Origin of the sequence: Novosphingobium sp. UBA6272, from assembly GCF_002440635.1 — a bacterium.
Lineage (GTDB): Bacteria > Pseudomonadota > Alphaproteobacteria > Sphingomonadales > Sphingomonadaceae > Novosphingobium.
Genome location: NZ_DJUW01000028.1, coordinates 115,296 through 135,581, shown reverse-complemented (window position 1 = coordinate 135,581; position 20,286 = coordinate 115,296). Strand labels below are relative to the sequence as shown.

Annotated in this window: 12 protein-coding genes; 3 read left to right on the top strand and 9 right to left on the bottom strand. The window is 63.7% G+C overall.

The window, feature by feature from the left end; all coding sequences use genetic code 11:
• Positions 1 to 52 precede the first annotated feature (52 nt).
• Positions 53 to 934 carry a LysR substrate-binding domain-containing protein gene (locus B2V17_RS13590; protein ID WP_292998578.1) on the top strand — a complete coding sequence of 294 codons (882 nt, stop codon included), beginning with the start codon at positions 53 to 55 and terminating at the stop codon, positions 932 to 934.
• 3 nt (positions 935 to 937) lie between these two features.
• On the opposite strand, the gene B2V17_RS13585 is transcribed toward B2V17_RS13590, so the two are convergent.
• The 7 genes from B2V17_RS13585 to betB all read right to left on the bottom strand — a co-directional run bounded on the left by B2V17_RS13585 (position 938) and on the right by betB (position 12,100).
• Complete coding sequence (locus tag B2V17_RS13585; protein WP_292998576.1) at positions 938 to 2,497, bottom strand: trimethylamine methyltransferase family protein; 1,560 nt, start codon at positions 2,495 to 2,497, stop codon at positions 938 to 940.
• A gap of 72 nt (positions 2,498 to 2,569) precedes the next feature.
• On the bottom strand, positions 2,570 to 4,114 hold the full coding sequence (locus B2V17_RS13580; protein WP_292998575.1) for a trimethylamine methyltransferase family protein: 1,545 nt from the start codon (positions 4,112 to 4,114) through the stop codon (positions 2,570 to 2,572).
• A gap of 22 nt (positions 4,115 to 4,136) precedes the next feature.
• Entirely contained in the window at positions 4,137 to 5,837 is a 1,701-nt protein-coding gene (locus tag B2V17_RS13575) for a formate--tetrahydrofolate ligase (protein ID WP_292998573.1), read from the bottom strand.
• A gap of 174 nt (positions 5,838 to 6,011) precedes the next feature.
• Positions 6,012 to 6,986 carry a LysR family transcriptional regulator gene (locus B2V17_RS13570; RefSeq protein WP_292998572.1) on the bottom strand — a complete coding sequence of 325 codons (975 nt, stop codon included), beginning with the start codon at positions 6,984 to 6,986 and terminating at the stop codon, positions 6,012 to 6,014.
• Positions 6,987 to 7,069: 83 nt separating this feature from the next.
• Positions 7,070 to 8,434: an FAD-dependent oxidoreductase gene (locus tag B2V17_RS13565; RefSeq protein ID WP_292998570.1), complete on the bottom strand. Its 1,365-nt coding sequence runs from the start codon at positions 8,432 to 8,434 to the stop codon at positions 7,070 to 7,072.
• Entirely contained in the window at positions 8,431 to 10,098 is a 1,668-nt protein-coding gene (betA, locus tag B2V17_RS13560; protein ID WP_292998568.1) for a choline dehydrogenase, read from the bottom strand. The genes B2V17_RS13565 and betA overlap by 4 nt, the downstream gene beginning before the upstream one ends.
• The gene (gene betB / locus B2V17_RS13555; RefSeq protein ID WP_292998566.1) at positions 10,085 to 12,100 is read right to left on the bottom strand and encodes a betaine-aldehyde dehydrogenase; all 2,016 of its coding nucleotides are present in this window, start codon (positions 12,098 to 12,100) and stop codon (positions 10,085 to 10,087) included. Before betB ends, betA begins: the two co-directional genes overlap by 14 nt.
• 359 nt (positions 12,101 to 12,459) lie before the next feature.
• Here betB and B2V17_RS13550 point away from each other — a divergent pair, with 359 nt between their 5' ends.
• Positions 12,460 to 14,916: a TonB-dependent receptor gene (locus B2V17_RS13550; RefSeq protein ID WP_292998564.1), complete on the top strand. Its 2,457-nt coding sequence runs from the start codon at positions 12,460 to 12,462 to the stop codon at positions 14,914 to 14,916.
• 88 nt (positions 14,917 to 15,004) lie between these two features.
• Positions 15,005 to 16,624, top strand: a complete 1,620-nt coding sequence (locus tag B2V17_RS13545; RefSeq protein ID WP_292998562.1) for an APC family permease — start codon at positions 15,005 to 15,007, stop codon at positions 16,622 to 16,624.
• Here B2V17_RS13545 and B2V17_RS13540 read toward each other — a convergent pair.
• Together B2V17_RS13540 and B2V17_RS13535 are read right to left on the bottom strand one after the other, a co-directional pair.
• On the bottom strand, positions 16,621 to 18,657 hold the full coding sequence (locus B2V17_RS13540) for an NADH:flavin oxidoreductase (RefSeq protein WP_292998759.1): 2,037 nt from the start codon (positions 18,655 to 18,657) through the stop codon (positions 16,621 to 16,623). The genes B2V17_RS13545 and B2V17_RS13540 overlap by 4 nt on opposite strands.
• 5 nt (positions 18,658 to 18,662) lie before the next feature.
• Positions 18,663 to 20,210, bottom strand: coding sequence for a trimethylamine methyltransferase family protein (locus tag B2V17_RS13535; protein WP_292998560.1), 1,548 nt, complete (start codon positions 20,208 to 20,210; stop codon positions 18,663 to 18,665).
• Positions 20,211 to 20,286 lie beyond the last annotated feature (76 nt).

Sequence of the window (20,286 nt, the reverse complement as noted above, 5' to 3'; positions counted from 1 at the left end):
TATCATAGCCGCGAGATCGGCCATCAATCGGCGGTGGCTGCCGCTCAATGCATTGCGGGCGTTTGAGGCCGTGGGCAAGCACCTCAGCTTTACCGGGGGCGCGGCGGCGCTGTCGGTCTCGCAGAGCGCGATGAGCCGCCATGTCGCGGCGCTTGAAGATCTGCTGGGTCAGCGGTTGTTCGATCGCGATGCCGGCCGTCTGGCGCTGACCCCCGCCGGGCAGGAACTGCTCGCAGTGGTCGCCAAGTCGTTCGAGCGGATCGAGCAGACGATGAACGCGATCCGCGACGATAGCGTGCCGACCCGGGCGATGCGCATGCATGTGCCGCCCACCCTGTTGCATCAGCTGTTCATGCCGATGCTGGCTGAATTTCACCGCGAACATCCGGAGGTCCGGATTGACGTGTTCAGCGCCAATGTCACCGGTTTCCCCGAAACCGAGCTCGATATGGCGATCGTCTATGACCGCCCCAATGTCGATGACAAGATCACCGACCTGTTGTGGATGGTGCGCGTTGCGCCGCTGTGCTCGCCGACGGTGGCCAGGGCTGCCGAAGGCAAGTCGATGGCGGAATTCCTTGCCGGTCAGGAACTGCTGCACGTGAAGCTCGATTTTCAGCCGCGCGACCTGTTGTGGGGCGATTATTTGCGCCGTCAGGGGATCGCCTTGCCGACCCACGGCGGCCTCGCCTTCGATACCGGCCTGGCAGAGGCGCGTTATGCAATCACCTCAGGCGGGGTGATGCTGGGCGATGTCGACATGTTCGCGGCGGAGATCGCCGCGGGGCAGTTGGTGGTGCCCTATGATGCGGTGATCGAGGACGGCTATGGCTATTACCTCAAGCTGCACCCCGACGACCTCGCCGATCCGGCGATCGCGGTGTTCCGTTCGTGGCTGATCAGCCGCTTCGCCACGTTCCGCGAACGCAACTGAGCATCAATAATTGGCGTCGGGCATCTGGCCCTTGCGGCGCTTGATGTAGTCCTCCAGCCCTTCGCGGATGCCGGGATCGAGCGCGGGATCCTCATGCTCGGCCAGGGTCTTCTTCCAGGCCGTATTGGCGCGCTGCTGAATGTCATGCGCGCCTTCGGATTCCCACTGTTCCCAGCTGCCATAGTCGGCCAGCGACGAGCGATAGAACGCGGTTTCGAAATTGGCCTGAGTGTGGGCGCAGCCGAAGAAGTGCTTGCCGGGGCCGACCTCGCGGATCGCGTCCATCGCCTGGCCATTTTCGCTCATGTCATAGCCGTTCAGCAGGACATGCATCATGCCCAGCTGGTCGCAGTCCATCATGAACTTCTCATAACCGGTGACCAGTCCGCCTTCCAGCCAGCCAGCCGATTGCAGCACGAAGCTGGCCCCGCCCATCACCGTGGTCATCAGGGTCTGGCTCGATTCGTAGGCAGCCTGGGCATCGGCGATCTTTGAGGCGCAGAGGCTGCCGCCGGTCCGCGAAGGGACGCCCAGCCGCCGGGCCAGCGCCATCAGCGCGCTCTTCATCAGGCTGGTTTCGGGCGTGCCATATGTCGGCGCGCCGCTCTGCATTGAAAGCGTGGTGACGAAACTGCCGAAGATTACCGGCGCACCCGGCTTTACCAGCTGGAGGAAGGCCATCCCGGCCATGGCTTCGGCCAGGGTCACCGCGATCGCGCCGGCCAGACCGGTTGGCGCCATCGCCCCGGCCATGATGAACGGGGTCACCAGCACGCCCTGATTGGCCCGGGCCAGAGCCTTGGCCGCGCCGAGCATGGTGGCATCGTAGGTCAGCGGTGAGTTGCCGTTCATCACCCCCATCAGGCAGGTGTTGGGTTCACCCGTGAGCGGATTGATCCAGCGATCGCCAAACAGGATCTGCGCCATCTCGACGCAGTCTTCAGACCGGCTGGGCTGGGAAACCGCGCTGAAGAACGGCTTGTCGGTGTGGACCGCATTGCCCAGGAACATGTCGAAATGGCGCTTGTTGACCGGCAGGTCGACCGGCTCGCACATCGCGGTCGACGAACTGTGCAGCCAAGGCGAGGCCTGGGTCAGCTTGGCGAAATTGTTGAAGTCCTCGATCGTGCCATAGCGGCGGCCCTTGTCGAGGCAGCGCACGAACGGCGGACCGGCGGTGGGGGCGAAGACGGTGCGCTTGCCGCCGATCGTGGTGCTGCGCGCCGGGTTGCGGGCCTGATGCACGAACTCGCTGGGAGCATGGTCCTGGATCAGCTTGCGGCACGTGCCGCGCGGCATCCGCACCAGTTCTCCGGTCACCTCGGCCCCGGCCGCCTTCCAGATTTCCAGCGCTTCGGGATCGTCGCGAAATTCGCAGCCGATTTCGCTGAGGATCCGCTCGGCATTCTCCTCGATCAGCGCGAGGCCCTCATCGTCCATCAGCGAGACGTAAGGGATCTTGCGGCTGATGAAGGGCACCGCGGTAGCGGAATTGCCAAGGCGGGCGGCGCGTTTGGCATCGCGGCCGCCGCGCGAACGGGCAGGAGCAGGCATGTCGTTCATGACACCTGCTTATCGCCAATCACGATCGTTCAGACATACCAAAACTGGATGCGCTCATGAGCGCTGGGGAATTCAGGCCATGAAAGCGATGTTGAACTTGCGGCGGATCGCTTCGTCAATTGCGGGATCGATCGTGCAACCGGCGCTCGACAGGATTGAGTGCATGCGCTTGCGTGCGCCGTCGAGCAGCATCGGCTTTTGCGCCTCGTTCCATTCCTTCGGGCTCATCCGGTTGCCGACTGCGGGATAGACATAGTCGGTTTGCATCAGACTCATCGTCTGTTCGGAGCCGAGGTAGTGACCGGGTCCGCCCAGACAGACTTCCTTCATCACGTCGAGGTTCATCTTGTCCTCGGTCACCTCGATCCCGCGCACGGCGCGCTGGGCCTGTCCGAGGATATCGTCGCCCAGGATCAGGCTTTCGAACGAGAAGCCCAGCAGCGAGGCCTGCATGCCGACCGATTCATAGACCATGTTGAGGCCGGCGAGACCCGCCATCACGTTGATGATGCCCTGTTCCCAGCCGCATTGCATGTCGGGCAGCTTGCTGTCGGTCATCCCGCCGGCGGCTCCACCGGGCAGACCGTAGAAGCGGTGCATCTGCGCGCAGCCCGCGGTCAGCAGGCCCTGTTCGGCGCTGCCGCCTGACATCGAACCGGTGCGCAGGTCCGAAACGAACGGCCAGGTCCCGAAGATTGCCGGAGCCCCGGGCGTGATCGCATTGACGTAAACCACGCCCGCGAGGCACTCGGCCACGGCCTGGGTGATTGCCAGCGCAATCGAGGCGGGGGCAGTGGCCCCGGCTTGCCCGGCCGAGAGCAGCAGCATCGGCATGCCAGCGCGCACGCAGGCTTCCATGGTGATGCAGCTTTCCTCGGCGAATTTCATCGGCGGGACCACGAAGCAGTTCGAATTGGATACGAACGGCCGCGCACGCCAGGCCGCTTCGCCGCCCGCGACCATGTGCAGCATTTCGAACCCGGGTTCGACGCTGATCGGATCGGAGAACGAGGTGCCGACGTGCTTGGTAGTGCCGGACAGGCACGCGTAAAGCGTGTTCATGTCCATATCGACCAGGTCCTTCACATCGCGGCAGACCATCATCCGCTGGAAGAAATGGACGTTGTCGAGATTGTCGACGATCTTGGCCGCCTCGTAGAGGTCCTTGGCGGTCGAATCGCGATAATCGTTGGTTTCAAGGTCAACTACATGCACCGCCGCTCCGGCAGTGCCGTAGTGAACCTTGTTGGGCCCCAGGTGCAGATCGTGCTTGGGATCGCGGGCGAACAGCGTGATGTCGCGCGCGGCGATCGCCAGCATGTCTTCAACCAGTGCGCGCGGGAAGCGGATCCGGCCATCGTCGCCCAAGATCGCGCCCGCGCCGGTCAGGATTTCTACCCCCGAAGCTGGGGCATTGGCGAGGCCAATCTGTTCCAGCGCATCGAGCGCGCCCTGGTGGATGCGCTGCACCCCGGCGTCGGTCAGCGGCTTGTACTGCCCGCCCTCGAGTCCAGCGCGGATCGGGCGCAGGTCTTCGGCAAGCGGTGCGGCACGAAGGGCTTGACGGGCGGCACGGCCGCCCGCGCGGCGCGAAGAGGACTCAGTTGTCTCGGTCAAGCAAAGTCCCCTTCATCATTTGTCAGGCAAGGCCCACGATCTGGCCGCTTTCATCAAGCCCAATTTCGTTTGAAGCCGGGCGGCGCGGCAGCCCCGGCATGGTCATGATATCGCCGCAGACCGCGACAATGAACCCGGCCCCGGCGGACAGGCGCACTTCGCGCACTTCCACCGTGTGGCCAATCGGCGCGCCGGACTTGGCCGGATCGGTCGAGAAGCTGTACTGCGTCTTGGCGATGCAGACCGGCAGCTTGCCGTAACCCAGCTTTTCGTAGTCCTTGAGCGTCGAAGCGGTCGATCCGGTCAGCACGATCCCATCAGCGCGGTAGATTTCGCGCGCGATGGTTTCGATCTTCTCGGCCAGCGGCATGTCGTCGGGGTAGAGCAGCTTGACCTCGGCCTGGCCTGCGTCGAGCTGGGCCTTGACCTGGTGGGCCAGTTCCTCGGCACCCTTGCCGCCTTCGGCCCAGTGCTTGGCCAGCGCGACGCGCGCGCCGTACTTGCCGCAAACCGCCTTGAGCGCTTCGAGCTCTTCTTCGGTGTCCTTGATGAAGTGGTTGATCGCCACCACCGGGGTCAGGCCGAATTTCTGCAGGTTCTGGATATGGCGTTCGAGGTTAACCGCGCCGCGCATCAGCGCATCGACGTCGGGATTGCCCAGGTCGTCCTTCTTGACTCCGCCCTGCATCTTGAGCGCGCGGACCGTGGCGACCAGCACCACTGCATCGGGGCGCAGGCCGGAATGGCGGCACTTGATGTCGAGGAACTTTTCAGCCCCCAGGTCGGCGCCAAAGCCGGCTTCGGTCACCACCACATCGGCCAGCTTGAGCGCGGTCTGGGTGGCCATGACCGAGTTGCAGCCATGGGCGATGTTGGCGAAGGGCCCGCCGTGGATGAAGGCCGGGTTGTGCTCGATCGACTGGACCAGGTTGGGCTGGATCGCATCGCGCAGCAGCACGGCCATCGCGCCATCGGCCTTGAGGTCGCGCGCAGTGACCGGGGTCTTGTCGTAAGTGCGGGCGACGATGATGTCGCCAAGCCGCCGCTGCAGGTCCTTGATGTCGGTTGCCAGGCACAGGATCGCCATGATTTCCGAAGCGACCGTGATGTCAAACCCGGTTTCGCGTGGCACCCCGTGGGTGACGCCGCCAAGGCCAACGTTGATATTGCGCAGCGCGCGGTCGTTCATGTCGACCACGCGGCGCCAGACAACGCGGCGGGGATCGATGTTGAGCTCGTTACCCCATTGCAGGTGATTGTCGAGCAGCGCGGCCAGCAGGCTGTGCGCAGACGTGATCGCGTGGAAATCGCCGTTGAAGTGGAGGTTGATGTCCTCCATCGGGATGACCTGAGCGCGCCCGCCACCGGCGGCGCCGCCCTTCATGCCGAAGCACGGACCCAGCGAGGGTTCGCGCAGGCAGACGATCGACTTGATCCCGATCAGGTTGAGCCCGTCGTTGAGGCCCACCGAAGTCGTTGTCTTGCCTTCACCTGCCGGCGTAGGGGTGATCGCGGTGACCAGCACCAGCTTGCCGTTGGGGCGATCCTTGAGCGAAGCAATGTATTCCAGGCTGACCTTGGCCTTGAAGTGGCCATAGGGGACCAGCGCTTCTGGCGCGATGCCGAGGCGGGCTTCCGCCAATGGCAGGATCGGCGCCATCTTGGCGGCGCGGGCGATCTCGATGTCCGGGGCACCCGGCGCAGGCAGTTGATTCTCTTGCATCCCCTTTTCAAGAGCGCAAAGGCCCTTGCCTCTCAATTTCAGAGTTTTTGGCAACCGGTAAACAACACGCTTGGCACGCGCCGGCAGCCGCGATTTCCGCCATGCGCGGGGATTGCACAAGCCGCCATGCCGAAAATGATCGCTATCATGTCCGCAGGTAATGAAGCGCGGTGATCAATCGTCGCCGATCCGGAACGATCCCTCCAGCCATGGCAAATGGGCATGAAGTGCGGGGAAGACTTCTTCCTGCAGGATGCCGCGGCATTCCTCGGCCAGAATCCGTGGGGCGGTGCCTAGTACCTGCGGGCGGGCCAGCAGGGTCATCCGCCTCCCGAACTTGCCGCGCACGATCGGGTGGATCGAGAGCTGATCGAAGGCCCAGGGCACCTGGAACAGGCACAGCGGCGTGGTGATCCCCCAGCCCAGACCGTATGACACTGCCGTCGCATGGCCGACGATCGAATCGAATTCGATGTGTGACGGAAATTTTAGCTGCAGCCGGTTGAGCTGGGCTTCGGTCTGCCGGCCCATCGATGACCGCAGCGAAAAGCGGATGAAGGGGTGGTCGGCCAGGTGTGGCCCCAGTTCCGACGCTGGGGCGAAGTTCTTCGGAAAGATCAGGACGTATGGTTCGGTGAACAGATTGTACCGCTCGACATCAAGCATGTCCGAGGTATTGCTTTCCTCGGTGATCATCACGTCGGCCGCGTGGGTGTTGAACTTGGCCCGCTGGTCCGGCATCAGCCCATTGGAGATCCGCCAGTTCTTCGCGATATCACCCTTGCGCCGGTAGAGCCGCGGTCCGAGCACGTTGGCCAGGCTTTCGGGCATGGCGATGCTCAGCGAGGACAGCTCGCCGCGGTCGCTTTCGGTTGCTTCGACAAAGGCTGAATTGAGATCGCCGAGGATCTTCTGGCTCTGGCGCAGCAGCACCTGGCCGACCTTGGTCAGTACGATCGGACGGATCGAGCGATCAAACAGCTGGCGCCCCACCGCGTCTTCCAGTCCGGCGATGATCTGCGATACCCCGGATTGGGTCAGCCCCAGCACCTTGGCGGCCTGGGTCATGCTGCCCTGCTCGGCCGTGACCACGAATACCTGCAAGGCGCGGAACTCGAAATTCCCCGGCAACTGGGCCTGGTTCAACATGTCACTTACCGATCCCCCGCGCGGCAGAAGTCCGCGTTATCATAAGCGAGACTTATACACGACCACGGGAAATTGACCAAGCCTTAGTCGATCCGCGCTCCCTGGCGGCGCAGCTCGGCCTGGACCTGGGCCACATCGACCCCACCAAAATCGCGCCCGGCCTTGATCGCGACCGCTGCCGCGGTTCCGGCACCCTGGCCGGCGACCGCGCAGCACATCATGTTGCGGACCGCCGCATGGCTGACCTTGTCTCCGCCGATGGTCCGGCCGGTGACGATCAGGTTCCTGACTCCCTTGGGCAGCATCGACCGATAGGGTACGTGGAAATAGCGTCCGGTGGTCGGGATGATCAACAGACCATAACCATCGATGAATTCGGGGAAGATCCCGATCGAATCCTCAAACCGGCCTTCGCCCTGAACGTCTGCGGCGGTGAGGTTATAAATGGCGTCGATCTTGCGGGTGTCGCGGATCCCCAGTGTCATGCCGAAGTTGCGCAGCTTGGCCGCTTCGCAGCCGGGCTGGAAGCGTTTGAGCGCCTCGATCGCCTGCATCGCCTGGCGGCGTCCCTCGATCTCGCCGTGGGTCAGATCGTCGGGATCGGTCCCGTCGAGCGTCATGTGGACCATGTTGAGGTAGGTCAGGTCGCCCTGGTCGCTGACCGTGCCCCAGGTTCCGGCGATGGTCTTGAGATTGTCGGGCAGGATTCCGGCCTTGTGGGCCTGCTGGAACGGCTTGCGGAGGAAGGGTGAGAACATCGCGTCCTCCTTGCCCGAGGTGGTGACCGACCATTCACCATCCTTGGCCCAGTCGGCATAGGTCTGCGGATCGGCCTTGACCGCATCGATGAACCGGGCCTTGTCCACCCCGCACATCGAGAACATCACCGAGACCGACATCATCTCGGCCTTGGGATGCATGTGGGTGGGGGCGCCGGCACGGTGGGCGACATCGGCATCACCGCTGGCATCGATCACCAGCTTGGCGAGGATCGCCTCGCGCCCGGCCTTGCTCTCGACGATTACCCCGCGGATCGTGTCTCCCGCCATGATCGGCGCGACAAACATGCGGTGCAGCATCGGGATCACCCCGGCCTCTTCGACCAGGCAATCCGCCACATACTTGAACGCCTCGGCATCGAGCGCGTGGCTGATCGATTGCGGTTCGGGGATGGCTGCGCCCATTGTTCTGGCCCGGTCCTCGAACTCGCGGCCGATGCCTTCGCTGTCGATCGTCGCCGGGTGGCGGTACCAGGCAAAGCCTTCCACCCCGACCTGGGTGATATTGCCGCCGAAGCAGCCATAGCGCTCAACCAGCGTGGTCTTGACCCCGGCCCGGGCCGAAGCCAGCGCCGCCGCCAGTCCGCCCGGTCCCGATCCGATCACCAGCACGTCGGTTTCGTGGATCACCGGCACTTCGCGGGCCGGTTCGGCGATGGTGCGGCTCATCGCTGCGAGGTCTCCCAGTTGGGAGCGACGTAGTAGGGGGCATTGGATGCGGGTAGCAGGCCCTTGCCCAGCACGTGGTCCGCGCCCTTTTCGCCGATCATGATCGTCGGCGCGTTGAGGTTGCCGGTGGGGATCGAAGGCATCACCGAACTGTCGATCACCCGCAGTCCTTCGAAGCCGATCACCTTGAGCACGGGATCGACCACGGCCATCGGGTCCTTGGCATCGCCCATCTTGCAGGTGCACGAGGGGTGCAGCGCGCTTTCGACGTGATCGGCGATGAAGGCGTCGATCTGTTCGTCGGTCACGCAATCGGCGCCCGGCTGGATCTCGCGCCCGCGCCAGGGCTTGAACGCATCCTGCTGGAAAATCTCGCGGGTCAGCCGCACGCAGGCGCGCATTTCGGTCCAGTCGTCGGGGTGGCTCATGTAATTGAACAGGATCTTCGGATGCTCGCGCGGGTCCTTGCTGCGCAGCGTTACCGTGCCGCGGCTCTTCGAGCGCATTGGGCCGACATGGGCCTGAAAGCCGTGTTCGGTCGCCAGTGACGAGCCGTCGTAATTAATCGCCATCGGAAAGAAATGGTACTGGATGTCGGGATACTTGATCCCGGCCTTGCTGCGGATGAAGCCGCAGCTTTCGAACTGGTTCGAAGCCCCGATCCCGCGCCGCAGGAACAGCCATTCGGCCCCGACCAGGGCCTTGCCCAGCAGGTTCGCCTTGCCGAACAAGGTGACCGGCTTGGTGCAGGCCATCTGGAAATAGAATTCGAGGTGATCCTGCAGGTTGGCGCCGACGCCGGGCCGGTCAGCCCTCACCTCGATCCCCAGGCTGCGCAATTCCTCGGCCGGGCCGATCCCTGACAGCTTGAGCAGCTGGACTGAATTGATCGATCCGCCCGACAGCAGCACTTCGCGGCTGGCCCGGACCTGGTGGAGCTTGCCATGTTGCTCGTATTCGATCCCGACAGCACGCTTGCCTTCGAACAGCACCCGGGTGGCGAGCGCATGCTGCACCACGGTCAGATTGGCACGTTTGCGCGCGGGATAGAGATAGGCCTTGGCTGCCGAACAGCGCGTGCCCTTGCGCACCGTCATGTCCATCCGCCCGAAGCCTTCCTGACGGAAGCCGTTGTAGTCTTCGGTGAGCTCGTATCCCGCCTGTTGCGCAGCATCGAGCCAGGCCTGGTTGAGCGGGTTCTTCAGCGTTCCGTAAGTGGTCGAAAGCGGTCCATCGCCGCCGCGATATTCGTTGCCGCCCTCGGCGCGGGTTTCGGCGCGTTTGAAATAGGGCAGCACATCGGCATAGCCCCAGCCAGCCGCACCCAGATCGTCCTTCCAGTGTTCGAAGTCGAGCGCGTTGCCGCGTACATAAACGAGGCCGTTGATCGAGCTCGACCCGCCCAGTCCCAGCCCGCGCGGGCAGTGCAGGCGGCGATTGTTGAGGTGCGGCTCGGGCTCCGAATAATAGCCCCAGTTCCACCGTTTGGTGTTCATTGGATAGGCGAGAGCCGCGGGCATCTGGATGAAGATCGACCGGTCCGATCCGCCGGCCTCCAGCAGCAGCACCTTGTTCGTGCCGTCAGCACTCAGCCGGTCAGCCAGCACGCAGCCAGCGGACCCAGCGCCAACCACGATGAAATCATAGCTGTCAGTATGGGGCATCGATCGGCTCCATCGCCACATAGACGCTCTTCAGCTGGGTGAAATATTCAATCGCGGCCTTGCCGTTCTCACGCCCCAGCCCCGATTGCTTGTTGCCGCCAAACGGCAGTTCGATTGGGGTCACGTTGTAGGTGTTGATCCAGCAGGTTCCGGCCTCCAGTGCCGCGATCACGCGGTGCGCGCGGGTCAGGTCGTTGGTGAAAATTCCCGCGGCCAGGCCAAGATCGGTATCGTTCGCGCGGGCGACGACTTCGGCTTCTTCCTCGAAATCAAGCACCGACATGACGGGGCCGAAGATCTCCTCGCGGACGATCGCCATGTCGTCGGTGCACTGGGTGAAAATCGTCGGCTCGACAAAGGCACCCTTGGCCAGGTCACCTCGGGTCACGCGCTTGCCGCCGGTCAGCAAGGTCGCGCCCTGTTGCTGGCCCAGCTCGATATAGCCCAGCACCTTTTCCATATGCGCCTGCGAGATCAATGCGCCCATCTGGGTGGCTGGGTCGAGCGGATCGCCCACCACCATCGCCTCGGTCCGCGCCTTGAGCTTGGTGAGGAACTGATCGCGGACCTTACGGTGCACAAACACCCGCGTGCCGTTGGTGCAAACCTCGCCTGCCGAATAGAAATTGGCGAGCAGCGCGCCCGATACGGCCTCATCCAGATCGGCATCCTCAAACACGATCAACGCTGATTTGCCGCCCAGTTCCAGCGTGACCACCTTCAACGTCGCGGAGGCATCGGCCATGACTTTCTTGCCCGTGCCGACTTCGCCGGTCAGCGAGACTTTGGCGATGCCGGGATGGCGGCTGAGCAGCCGACCGGTGTCGGCCTTGCCCTGGACCACCTGGAACAGCCCATCGGGCAGGCCGGCATCGCGGTAGGCCTTCTCCAGCTCGATCGCGGTCAGCGGGGTCAGTTCGGCCGGCTTGAAGATCATCGCATTGCCGCAGGCCAGCGCCGGGGCGCTTTTCCAGCAGGCGATCTGGATCGGATAGTTCCACGCCCCGATCCCGGCGACCACGCCGAGCGGTTCGCGCCGGGTATAGCCAAAGGCGCCAGGGCCGAGATCGAAATGTTCGCCCGACAGGGTGCGGGCAATGCCAGCGAAGTATTCGATTGCATCCGCACCGGAGAGGACGTCGACAGCGATGGTTTCCTGGATCGGCTTGCCTGTGTCCTGCGCTTCGAGCCGCGCGATGCTTTCGTTGCGCTCGGTCAGCAGCTGCGCGGCACGATTGAGGATCCGACCGCGTTCGACACCGGGGGTGCGGGCCCACAGCTTCTGCGCTTCGGCGGCGCGGCCAACCGCCTTGTCGACTTCGGCCTTGCCATCGATTGTGATCGTGGCGAGCACTTCGCCGGTCGCCGGGTTGAGCGTATCGAACGTGCTGTTTGTTTCCATCGCGCCGGTGGCGGGCAGCCGCGCGGTGGCGATATCACGGTCGATTGCTTCGAAGATCCATTCGACCGGTATCTCGACGTCGGGCTTCCATGCGCCCGCCAATGCCGCGCGCAGCCAGAAACCGTCAATCAGCGCCGCGATTGTCTCGGCGATCCGGTTCACGGCGTCCGGCACCACCAGTGCGCGCAGCTCATGCTTGAGGTTCGAGACCATCCGCTCCTGGTGCACGCGCTGCAGGCGGGCGAGGGCAGGGGTGTAGAGCGCCAGCCCCCAGAACGAGAGCCAGGCGCGCGAGCTTTCCGAACTGAGTTCGCCGGGGTTGAGGTGGGCGAGCACGAAAGCGCGCAGCCGGTCTTCGGGTTCCTCGCCGCCGGCCAGCGCCTTCATCGGCAGGGTGGTGACGCGTTCGACCAGCTGGCGGAAAGTCGCTTCGATCAGCTTGTCGCGATCACCGAAGTAATGAACCACCAGCGCGGGCGAAACGTCTGCCCGGCGCGCGACTTCGGCCATGGTGAATTGCTCGATGCCGGTCTCAGCCAGCGCGGCAAGCGCCGCCTTTAGCAACTGGACCTTGCGGTCTTCCGGTTCGCGTCGGCGCATCGGCATTCCCTTTCCCAAGCGTCTTGAACATGCGTTCAATAGCAAGCGAAAGGCATCTGCGCCACGAGATTCGTAAGCCTTGAGGCTTCGCATTAGGTGAATTGATAAGGCGCATTAGACCGAGGCAGAAGCTATCGTTGCAGAAGGAAAACACGCCCAAAAAGCAGGCTTTTGCGAGGGCATCGCGCAGCGCGAGCGAGATTTGCGGTCGGGAGCGGCGATGGCTCGCGGAAGGCTACAGCCAAGCCCTCTTGCACGTGCGTTCAATATGTATCATCCTCTTGCGCAGGATTAAGGTCAGAAGGCGGCCACCCTTTGGTGCACTAGCCCGGGGTCGCCCCTTAAACGGGAGGGTAACCATGGCCATTCGTTCGCATTCTTCGAAGTCCGCCACTGTGCTGCGCGCAGGGGCTTCGCTCGCGATTGTCGCCAGTGGACTGAGCGGCACTGCGGCCACGGCGCAGACCGCGTCCGAAGCTGAAGAGGCCGACGGCGGCGATATCGTGGTCACCGCGCAGAAGCGTGAGCAGAAGCTGCGCGATGTGGGCATCGCGGTTTCGGTTGTGGGCGAGGAAGACGTTCAGCGCATGGGCATCAACAATGCGATTGATGTCGTCCGTGCGATCCCCAATCTGAAGTACAACGCCTATGGCTCCTCCCAGGTGGTTTTCAACATCCGCGGGGTTTCGCAGAACGACTATGGCGACCAGCAGGAGCCGCCGGTCGCGGTCTATCAGGATGACAGCTACGCCAGCTCGATCACCACGGCGAGCTTCCCGGTCTTCGACCTCGCCCGGGTCGAGGCGCTGCGCGGGCCGCAGGGCACGCTGTTCGGCCGCAATGCCACCGGCGGCGCGGTGCAGTTCGTATCGAACCAGCCGACCGACACATTCGAAGGCTATGCCAGCCTGACCTACGGCCGCTACAACCAGACGATCTTCGAAGGGGCGCTGTCCGGCCCGCTGGGCGAAAGCCTCTCGGCCCGCATTTCGGGCATCTACAACCGTGACGACGGTTACATGGAAAACATCACGCCCGGCGAAAAGGATCGCGGGGCCAACAATCACTGGGCGCTGCGCGGAATACTGGCGTTCGAGCCATCCAGCAGTTTCACGGCCAAGCTGACCCTGCGCTATGCCCAGGCCGACAAGGAGCGTCAGGCCGGGATCTACTCGCTTGCTCCGGCTTGCCCGAATGCCCAGTTCCAGGGCGAGTTTCTGGCTGCCAATCAGGTCTGCGACTACTGGAACAATTACTTCGGGTCGTCGCTTAACGGCGGTGTTCCAGGGTCGACGGGCAACGGCTACACCAATCCGGCGATCACGCCATCGCAGGGCGGCGATCCTTGGAAGACTGCCGGGACAGGCCTGGCCTATGTCGACCGCAAGATCTTCGGCGCGACACTACGTATAGATGCTGACGTGGGCGCGGTCTCCCTGACCTCGATCAGCGATTTCCAGAGCCTCAAGAAGTTTTACATCGAAGGCGGCGATGGCGTGCCCGAGCTGCCGTACGACTTTGCCAATCCTCCAGTCTATCCGTTTGCCTACTTCACCGCTCCCTGTCCTGCGCCCGCGCAGTCGGTTTCTTGCTATCCCTCGGGCACGATCTTTTTCCAGGATGCCGACGTAAAGCAGTATTCACAGGAGCTCCGCGCCGCCTGGTCGACCGACAACAACTATCTCGTGGTCGGTGCCTACGGGCTGATCATCGATGGTGATTTCAAGGCCAAATATGCCACCCCGTTCCAGCTTTACGATCCCGACGTGGCGATCAAGCAGAAGACCGAGTCATTCGCCTTCTTCGCGCAGAACGAGTTCAAGTTCAGCGATCAGCTCAAGCTGATCACGGGTCTGCGCTACTGGAAGGACAGCAAGCGCGGGACATACGACGCCAGCGAGTTCCATTCGGGCTTCACCATGCATTGGGGGCCCGATGCCATCACTTACAACGATCCTACCGGCACCACGCCTCTGACCGGGGTTACCGTCACCCCGGCTGCGGCCACGCCCAGCTTTGACGGGCTGACCTGGCGCATGGGGCTCGACTACAAGCCCAGCCCCGACACGCTGATCTATGCCAGCTTCAACCGCGGCTCCAAATCGGGCGGCTTCACCTTCTCAACCGGCACGCCGTTCCTGGGGCAGTATGTGATCGATACGATCAACAACATCCCCTACAATCCCGAGAAGCTGGATGCCTATGAGTTGGGCCTGAAAACGCGGATCGGATCGAACACCGATTTCAACCTGACCGCCTTCTATTACGACTACAAGGACTACCAGGCCTTCGTGCAGGTTGGTTTCAGCCAGGTGGTTCGCAACTTGCCGGCCAGCAACAAGGGGATCGAGGCCGAGCTGACATCACGCCCGGTAAAGGGCCTGACGCTGCAATTGAATGTGGCGTTCCAGGACAGCGAGGTCAAGGATGTGTTGCTGCCCGATGGCGCCACATTGGTGAACCATGACCTGCCGCAGGCGCCAAGCTTCTCGGGCAGCGCGATGATCCGCTATGAATTCCCCTTGGCGGGCGGAACGGCTTCGCTTCAGGCGGACTCGATGTTCTCGAGCAGCACCTGCTTCACGGTAATGTGCGCCCCGGTCGAAGAAGAGGGCGCGTACCACGTGGAGAACCTGCGGCTGGGCTTTGAGCCGGGCGATGGGCGGCTTTCCGTGGCCCTGTTCGTCAACAACCTGTTCAACCGCGAGTACCGGGTCTACGCCTTCGACGGGTCGCTCTATTGGGGCGATACGCTGGGCGTTTATGCCAAGCCGCGGACCTGGGGCGTGAACCTGCGCTACAACTTCGGCAACTGAGCCCACCGGGACGGATGCCATTGGGGGCCCGCCTTTGGAGCTGATCCGAAGGCGGGCCCCTGTCACTTCGAGATGGGGGGAATAGAGCGTGGCTAGTCAGGCAGAGCCCAGCGCAGCGGCAGCACAACTCGAACTGCGCCGCCAGCTCGACTGGAAGGATGCCTTCTGGGCATCGAGCGGGGTGCCGGCAGGCGTGCTGCTCACCATGGGCGGGATCGCCACGATCATCGGCCAGCCGAGTTGGGTGATCTGGATCGCCTCGATCTTCATGGGTTTCATCCAGTGCTTCGTCTATGCCGAGATCGCCGGGCTATATCCCAACAAGTCGGGCGGGGCCTCGGTCTACGGCGCGGCGGCCTGGCTGCCCTATGGCAAGTTCATCGCGCCGATTTCGGTGTGGTGCAACTGGCTGGCCTGGTCGCCGGTACTGGCGCTGGGGACGGGCCTGGCCGCGGCCTATGTCACCGTCAGCCTGTTCCCGGCCGATGCGGCAATCCGCACCTGGGAGCTGCAACTGCTCGATCTCGGCTTTGTCCGAGACGGGCTGCACGTGCGGATCAACCTGATCTCGATCATCGCCAGCCTGTTCCTGCTGCTGACCTTCCTGCTGCAGCACCACGGCGCGGCCCGCGCGGCGAACTTCCAGAAGGTGCTGGGGCTGGTTTGCATGACTCCGCTGCTGCTGGTCGGGCTGGTGCCGCTGATCACCGGCGACCTCCCGCGCGAGAACCTGCTGCCGCTGCTGCCGATCGCCCGCGATGCGGCGGGCAACGTCGGCTTTGGCACTTGGGACGGAGCCGGACTCGCACTGATGGCCGGGGCGATGTTCGGGGCGGGCTGGTCAACCTACGGGTTCGAAACCGCGGTCTGCTATACCCGCGAATTCCGCAATCCGGCCAAGGACACCGCCAAGGCGATCATCGCCGCCGGGCTGCTGTGCATCGCGATCTTCACGCTGGTGCCGCTGGCCTTCCAGGCCTCGCTCGGGCTCAAAGGCATGCTCGATCCGGCGATCTATGACGGTTCGGGCGTGGCCCAGGCGCTGGCGACGATCGTCGGCGGCGGGGCGGTGATCGGCAACTTGGTGATCGTCATGCTGATCCTGTCGCTGCTGCTGATCGTGATGACATCGATGCTCGGTTCCAGCCGCACGCTTTATCAGGCCTCGGTCGATGGCTGGCTGCCCAAGTACCTCAGCCGGGTGAATCACCACGGCGCGCCGACCGCGGCGATGTGGACCGACCTGGGGTTCAACCTGATCCTGCTGATGGCCTCGGACTATTTCGCCGTGCTGATGATGAGCAATGTCTGCTATTTCATCTTCAACTTCCTCAACCTCCAGGCCGGCTGGATCCACCGGATCGACCGCAAGGACTGGGCCCGGCCATATCGCTGCCCGAACTGGCTGCTGGCTGCCGGCGCGCTGTTCGGCTTCGTCAACATGCTGTGGATGGGGGCCGGAGCAGACGTTTGGGGTGAAGGCACGCTGCGCAACGGTCTGCTTGCAGCACTGCTGATCATCCCGGTCTTTGCCTTCCGCCACTATGTGCAGGACAAGGGCAAGTTCCCGGTCAGCGAAGGTACGGCGGAAGATCCGTTCGAGCGCGAGGTCGTGGTGCGCAAGGCTGGCATGTTGCCCTACCTGGCGCTGATCGCCTGCGCGGCGCTGGTCTGGGCCACCCATTCCTGGGCGGTTGGCCTGCGTTAAAGGTCCTTCATCAGCCGCAGCGCGTCATAGATCGCCGCGTGGGTATTGCGCGCGGCGACGGCATCGCCGATCCGGAACAGCTGGAACTGCCCGGCCGGATTGCTGACCAGCGTCTGCGGACGCCCCGCGACCAGATCCTTGTGATCGACCTCTCCCAGATTCGACGAGAGCGGCTTCAGCGCGAAGTACAGATCGTCGAGCGGGATCGTGCCGTGGTTGACCACGATCTGATCGAACTGGCGGGTCTGGCTGACCCCGCCATATTCGCTACCGATATGGGCAATCAGCGCGTTGCCGTCGCGCTCCACCGCCTCGAGCCGCCAGGTCACGGTAAAGACCGTGTCGAGTGCCTGCAGACTGCGCATATAGGGGACCAGGTTCATCGCCATGACCTCGGGCGCGAAGCTGCGGTCGGGGGTCATGATTTCCACCCGCCCGCCGGCCTTGGCGATCACCTCGGCGGCCTGCAGCCCGGCATGATCGCCGGCATCGTCATAGACTAGCACGTTCGATCCGGGGCGGACATCGCCGCTGATCAGGTCCCAGCTTGAGACGACCAGTTCGTTGCCGCTGGCCAGCACATCGGTGTGCGGCAAGCCGCCGGTCGCCACGATCACCACGTCGGGCGCTTCGGCCAGCACCGTGTCGGCATCGGCCCAGGTGTTGAAGTGAAAGTTCGCGCCATGCTTTTCGCACTGGCTCATCCGCCAATCGATGATCCCGATCATCTCGCGCCGCCGCATGCTCTGCGCGGTCAGGCGGATCTGGCCGCCGGGGCGGTCGGCAGCTTCGAACACGGTCACCGCATGGCCGCGCTGCGAGGCGACTCGCGCCGCTTCGAGGCCAGCCGGGCCGGTGCCGACGATCACCACCTTGCGGGCCTTGGCCGCCGGCGCAATCACTTGCGGCATGGTCTCTTCGCGCCCGGTTGCGGCGTTGTGGAGGCAATGCGCCAGCCCGCCCTGATAGATCCGGTCGAGGCAATAGTTCGCGCCGACGCAGGGCCGGATATCCTCTTCGCGGCCCTCGATCAGCTTCTGCAGCACGTGCGGATCGGCCATGTGCGCGCGGGTCATCCCGACCATGTCGAGCAGGCCCGAAGCGATCGCGTGCCGCGCTGTGGCGAGATCGGGAATGCGCGCGGCGTGGAAGGTGGGAAAGCCGGTGGCCTGGCGGATCGCGCCTGCGAAATCAAGGTGCGGGGCGCTGGCCATGCCCTGGATCGGGATCAGGTCGGTCAGCCCGGGATCGGTGTCGATATGGCCGCGCACCACGTTGAGGAAATCGACCTGGCCGCTGTCCTTCAGCCGCTGCGAGATCGCGATCCCGTCTTCGCTGGTCAGCCCGCCATCGAGCATCTCATCGCCGGTATAGCGCACCCCGACGATGAAATCCGGCCCGACGCGTTTGCGAATCTCGGTCAGCACGTCGAAGGTAAAGCGCAGCCGGTTGTCGAGGCTGCCGCCGTAGGGAGCATCGAGCTCGTTGGTCAGCGGCGACCAGAACTGGTCCATCAGGTGGCCGTATGCCTGCAGCTCGATCCCGTCCATGCCGCCGGCCTGCATCCGCTCGGCGGCGTCGCCATAGTCCTTGATGATCCGGGCAATGTCCCATTCTTCCATCTTTTTGGGAAAAGCGCGGTGTGCGCTCTCGCGCTTGTGGCTGGGGGATACCACCGGCAGCCAGTCAGCCTTGTCCCAGCGGGTGCGGCGGCCGAGATGGGTCAGCTGGATCATCACCGCGGCGCCCTGTTCGTGCACAGCGTCGGTCAGCTCGCGGGTCCATTTCACCACCTCGTCCTTCCAGGCGAGGATGTTGTTGAACACCGGCGGGCTATCGAGCGAGACGGCGGCCGAACCCGCAGTCATGGTCAGCGCGACGCCGCCCTTGGCCCGCTCGACATGATAGGCGCGGTAGCGGCCCTTGGGCATCCCGTCCTCGGGATAGGCCGGTTCATGCGCGGTCAGGATCACCCGGTTGCGCAGCGTGAGGTGTTTGAGCTGGTAGGGCTGGAGCAGCGGATCGTTGGTCATCGGGGTCAGTACCACATGTCTTCCATCGAAGCCTTTTTCTGCGCCATGTAGGCGTTCAATTCCTCGTCGATTGCTTCGTCGAGCGGCGGGGCCACGTATTCGGCCAGCACCTTCTTCCAGCGCTTGTTGGCCCGGGTCGCGGCATCAACCGATCCGGCTTCCTCCCAGTTCTCGAAGGCCTCGTTATCGGCCAATTCGCTGTCCCAGAAGGCGGTCTCGTAATTTTTCAGGGTATGGTTCGAACCGAAGAAGTGATTGCCCGGGCCGACTTCGGCAAAGGCATCGAAGGCCAGGCTATTGTCGTCGACCACCACCCCGTCGAGGTAGGAATGGAGCGCGCCGCAGAAATCGGTGTCCATCACGAACTTCTCGTATGACATCGACAGCAGGCCATCGAGGAACCCGGCGGAATGGAGCAGGAAGTTCGCCCCGCAATGCACCGCCGCCAGCATCGACATGGTGCTTTCGTTCATCGCCTGGGCATCGGGCAGCTTCGAGGTGGTGAAATTGCCCGAGCAGCGCAGTGGCAGGCCAAGTTGGCGGGCGAGCTGGCCGACCACCATCGAACCGATCGCCGGTTCGGGCGTGCCGAAGGTCGGACTGCCCGAACGCAGCGACATGGTCGAAAGGAAGTTGCCGAAGATCACCGGCGCGCTGGGCCGCTCCAGCTGCGCCAGCGCGCAGCCGGCCATGGTCTCGGCCAGCGACTGGGCGATTGCCCCGGCGTTGGTGACCGGTCCCATCGCCCCGCCGAGGATGAACGGCACGATTACCGATCCCTGGTTGGCGCGGGCATAGGCGCGGATCACCTTGGTCATCACCCCGTCCCAGACCAGCGGAGAATTGACGTTGACGTTGCCCATGATCACGCAGTTGGCATCGACGAACTCGGCCCCGAAAGCGATCTGGGCCATGGCGATCGAATCTTCGGCCCGGCTTTCGGCGGTGACCGATCCCAGGAATGCCCGGTCGGAATAGCGCAGGTGCGAATAGACCATATCCAGATGGCGTTTGTTGACCGGAATGTCGGTCGGCTCGCAGATCGTTCCGCCCGAATGGTGCAGCCAGGGCGAAGCCTGACCCAGCTTGATGAAATTGCGGAAGTCCTCGATCGTGCCGTAACGGCGACCCCTGTCGAGATCCATCACGAAGGGGCTGCCGTAAGAGGGCGAGAAGACCACGTTCTTTCCGCCGATCCGCACCGAATTGGCCGGGTTGCGGGCATGCTGGGTGAATTCGCGCGGGGCGGTCTTGAGCAGTTCGCGCAGCATCCCCGGCTCGAACCGCACCAACAGGCCGTCGACCCTGGCCCCGGCCTTGCGCCACAGCTCCAGCGTGGCCGGATCGTCACGGAATTCGATCCCGACTTCGGCCAGGATCCGGTCGGCGGTGGCCTCGATCCGCAGCAAGGATTCCTCGCCGAGGATGTCGTAGGTCGGGATGTTACGGACGATGTAGGGGCGGTGCAGCCCTTGCGGCCCGCCGCTGCGCGCTTCGCGCCGTGCGCTGCGTCCACCGCGCTGGGGCCGGCTTGCTACGCCTGCTTCGCTCATCGCCATCCCTCCATAAGTTTGGCGGAAAGATAGAAGCGGACCGGCGCGCTGTAACGCTGGAAAAGGTTCATGAAAT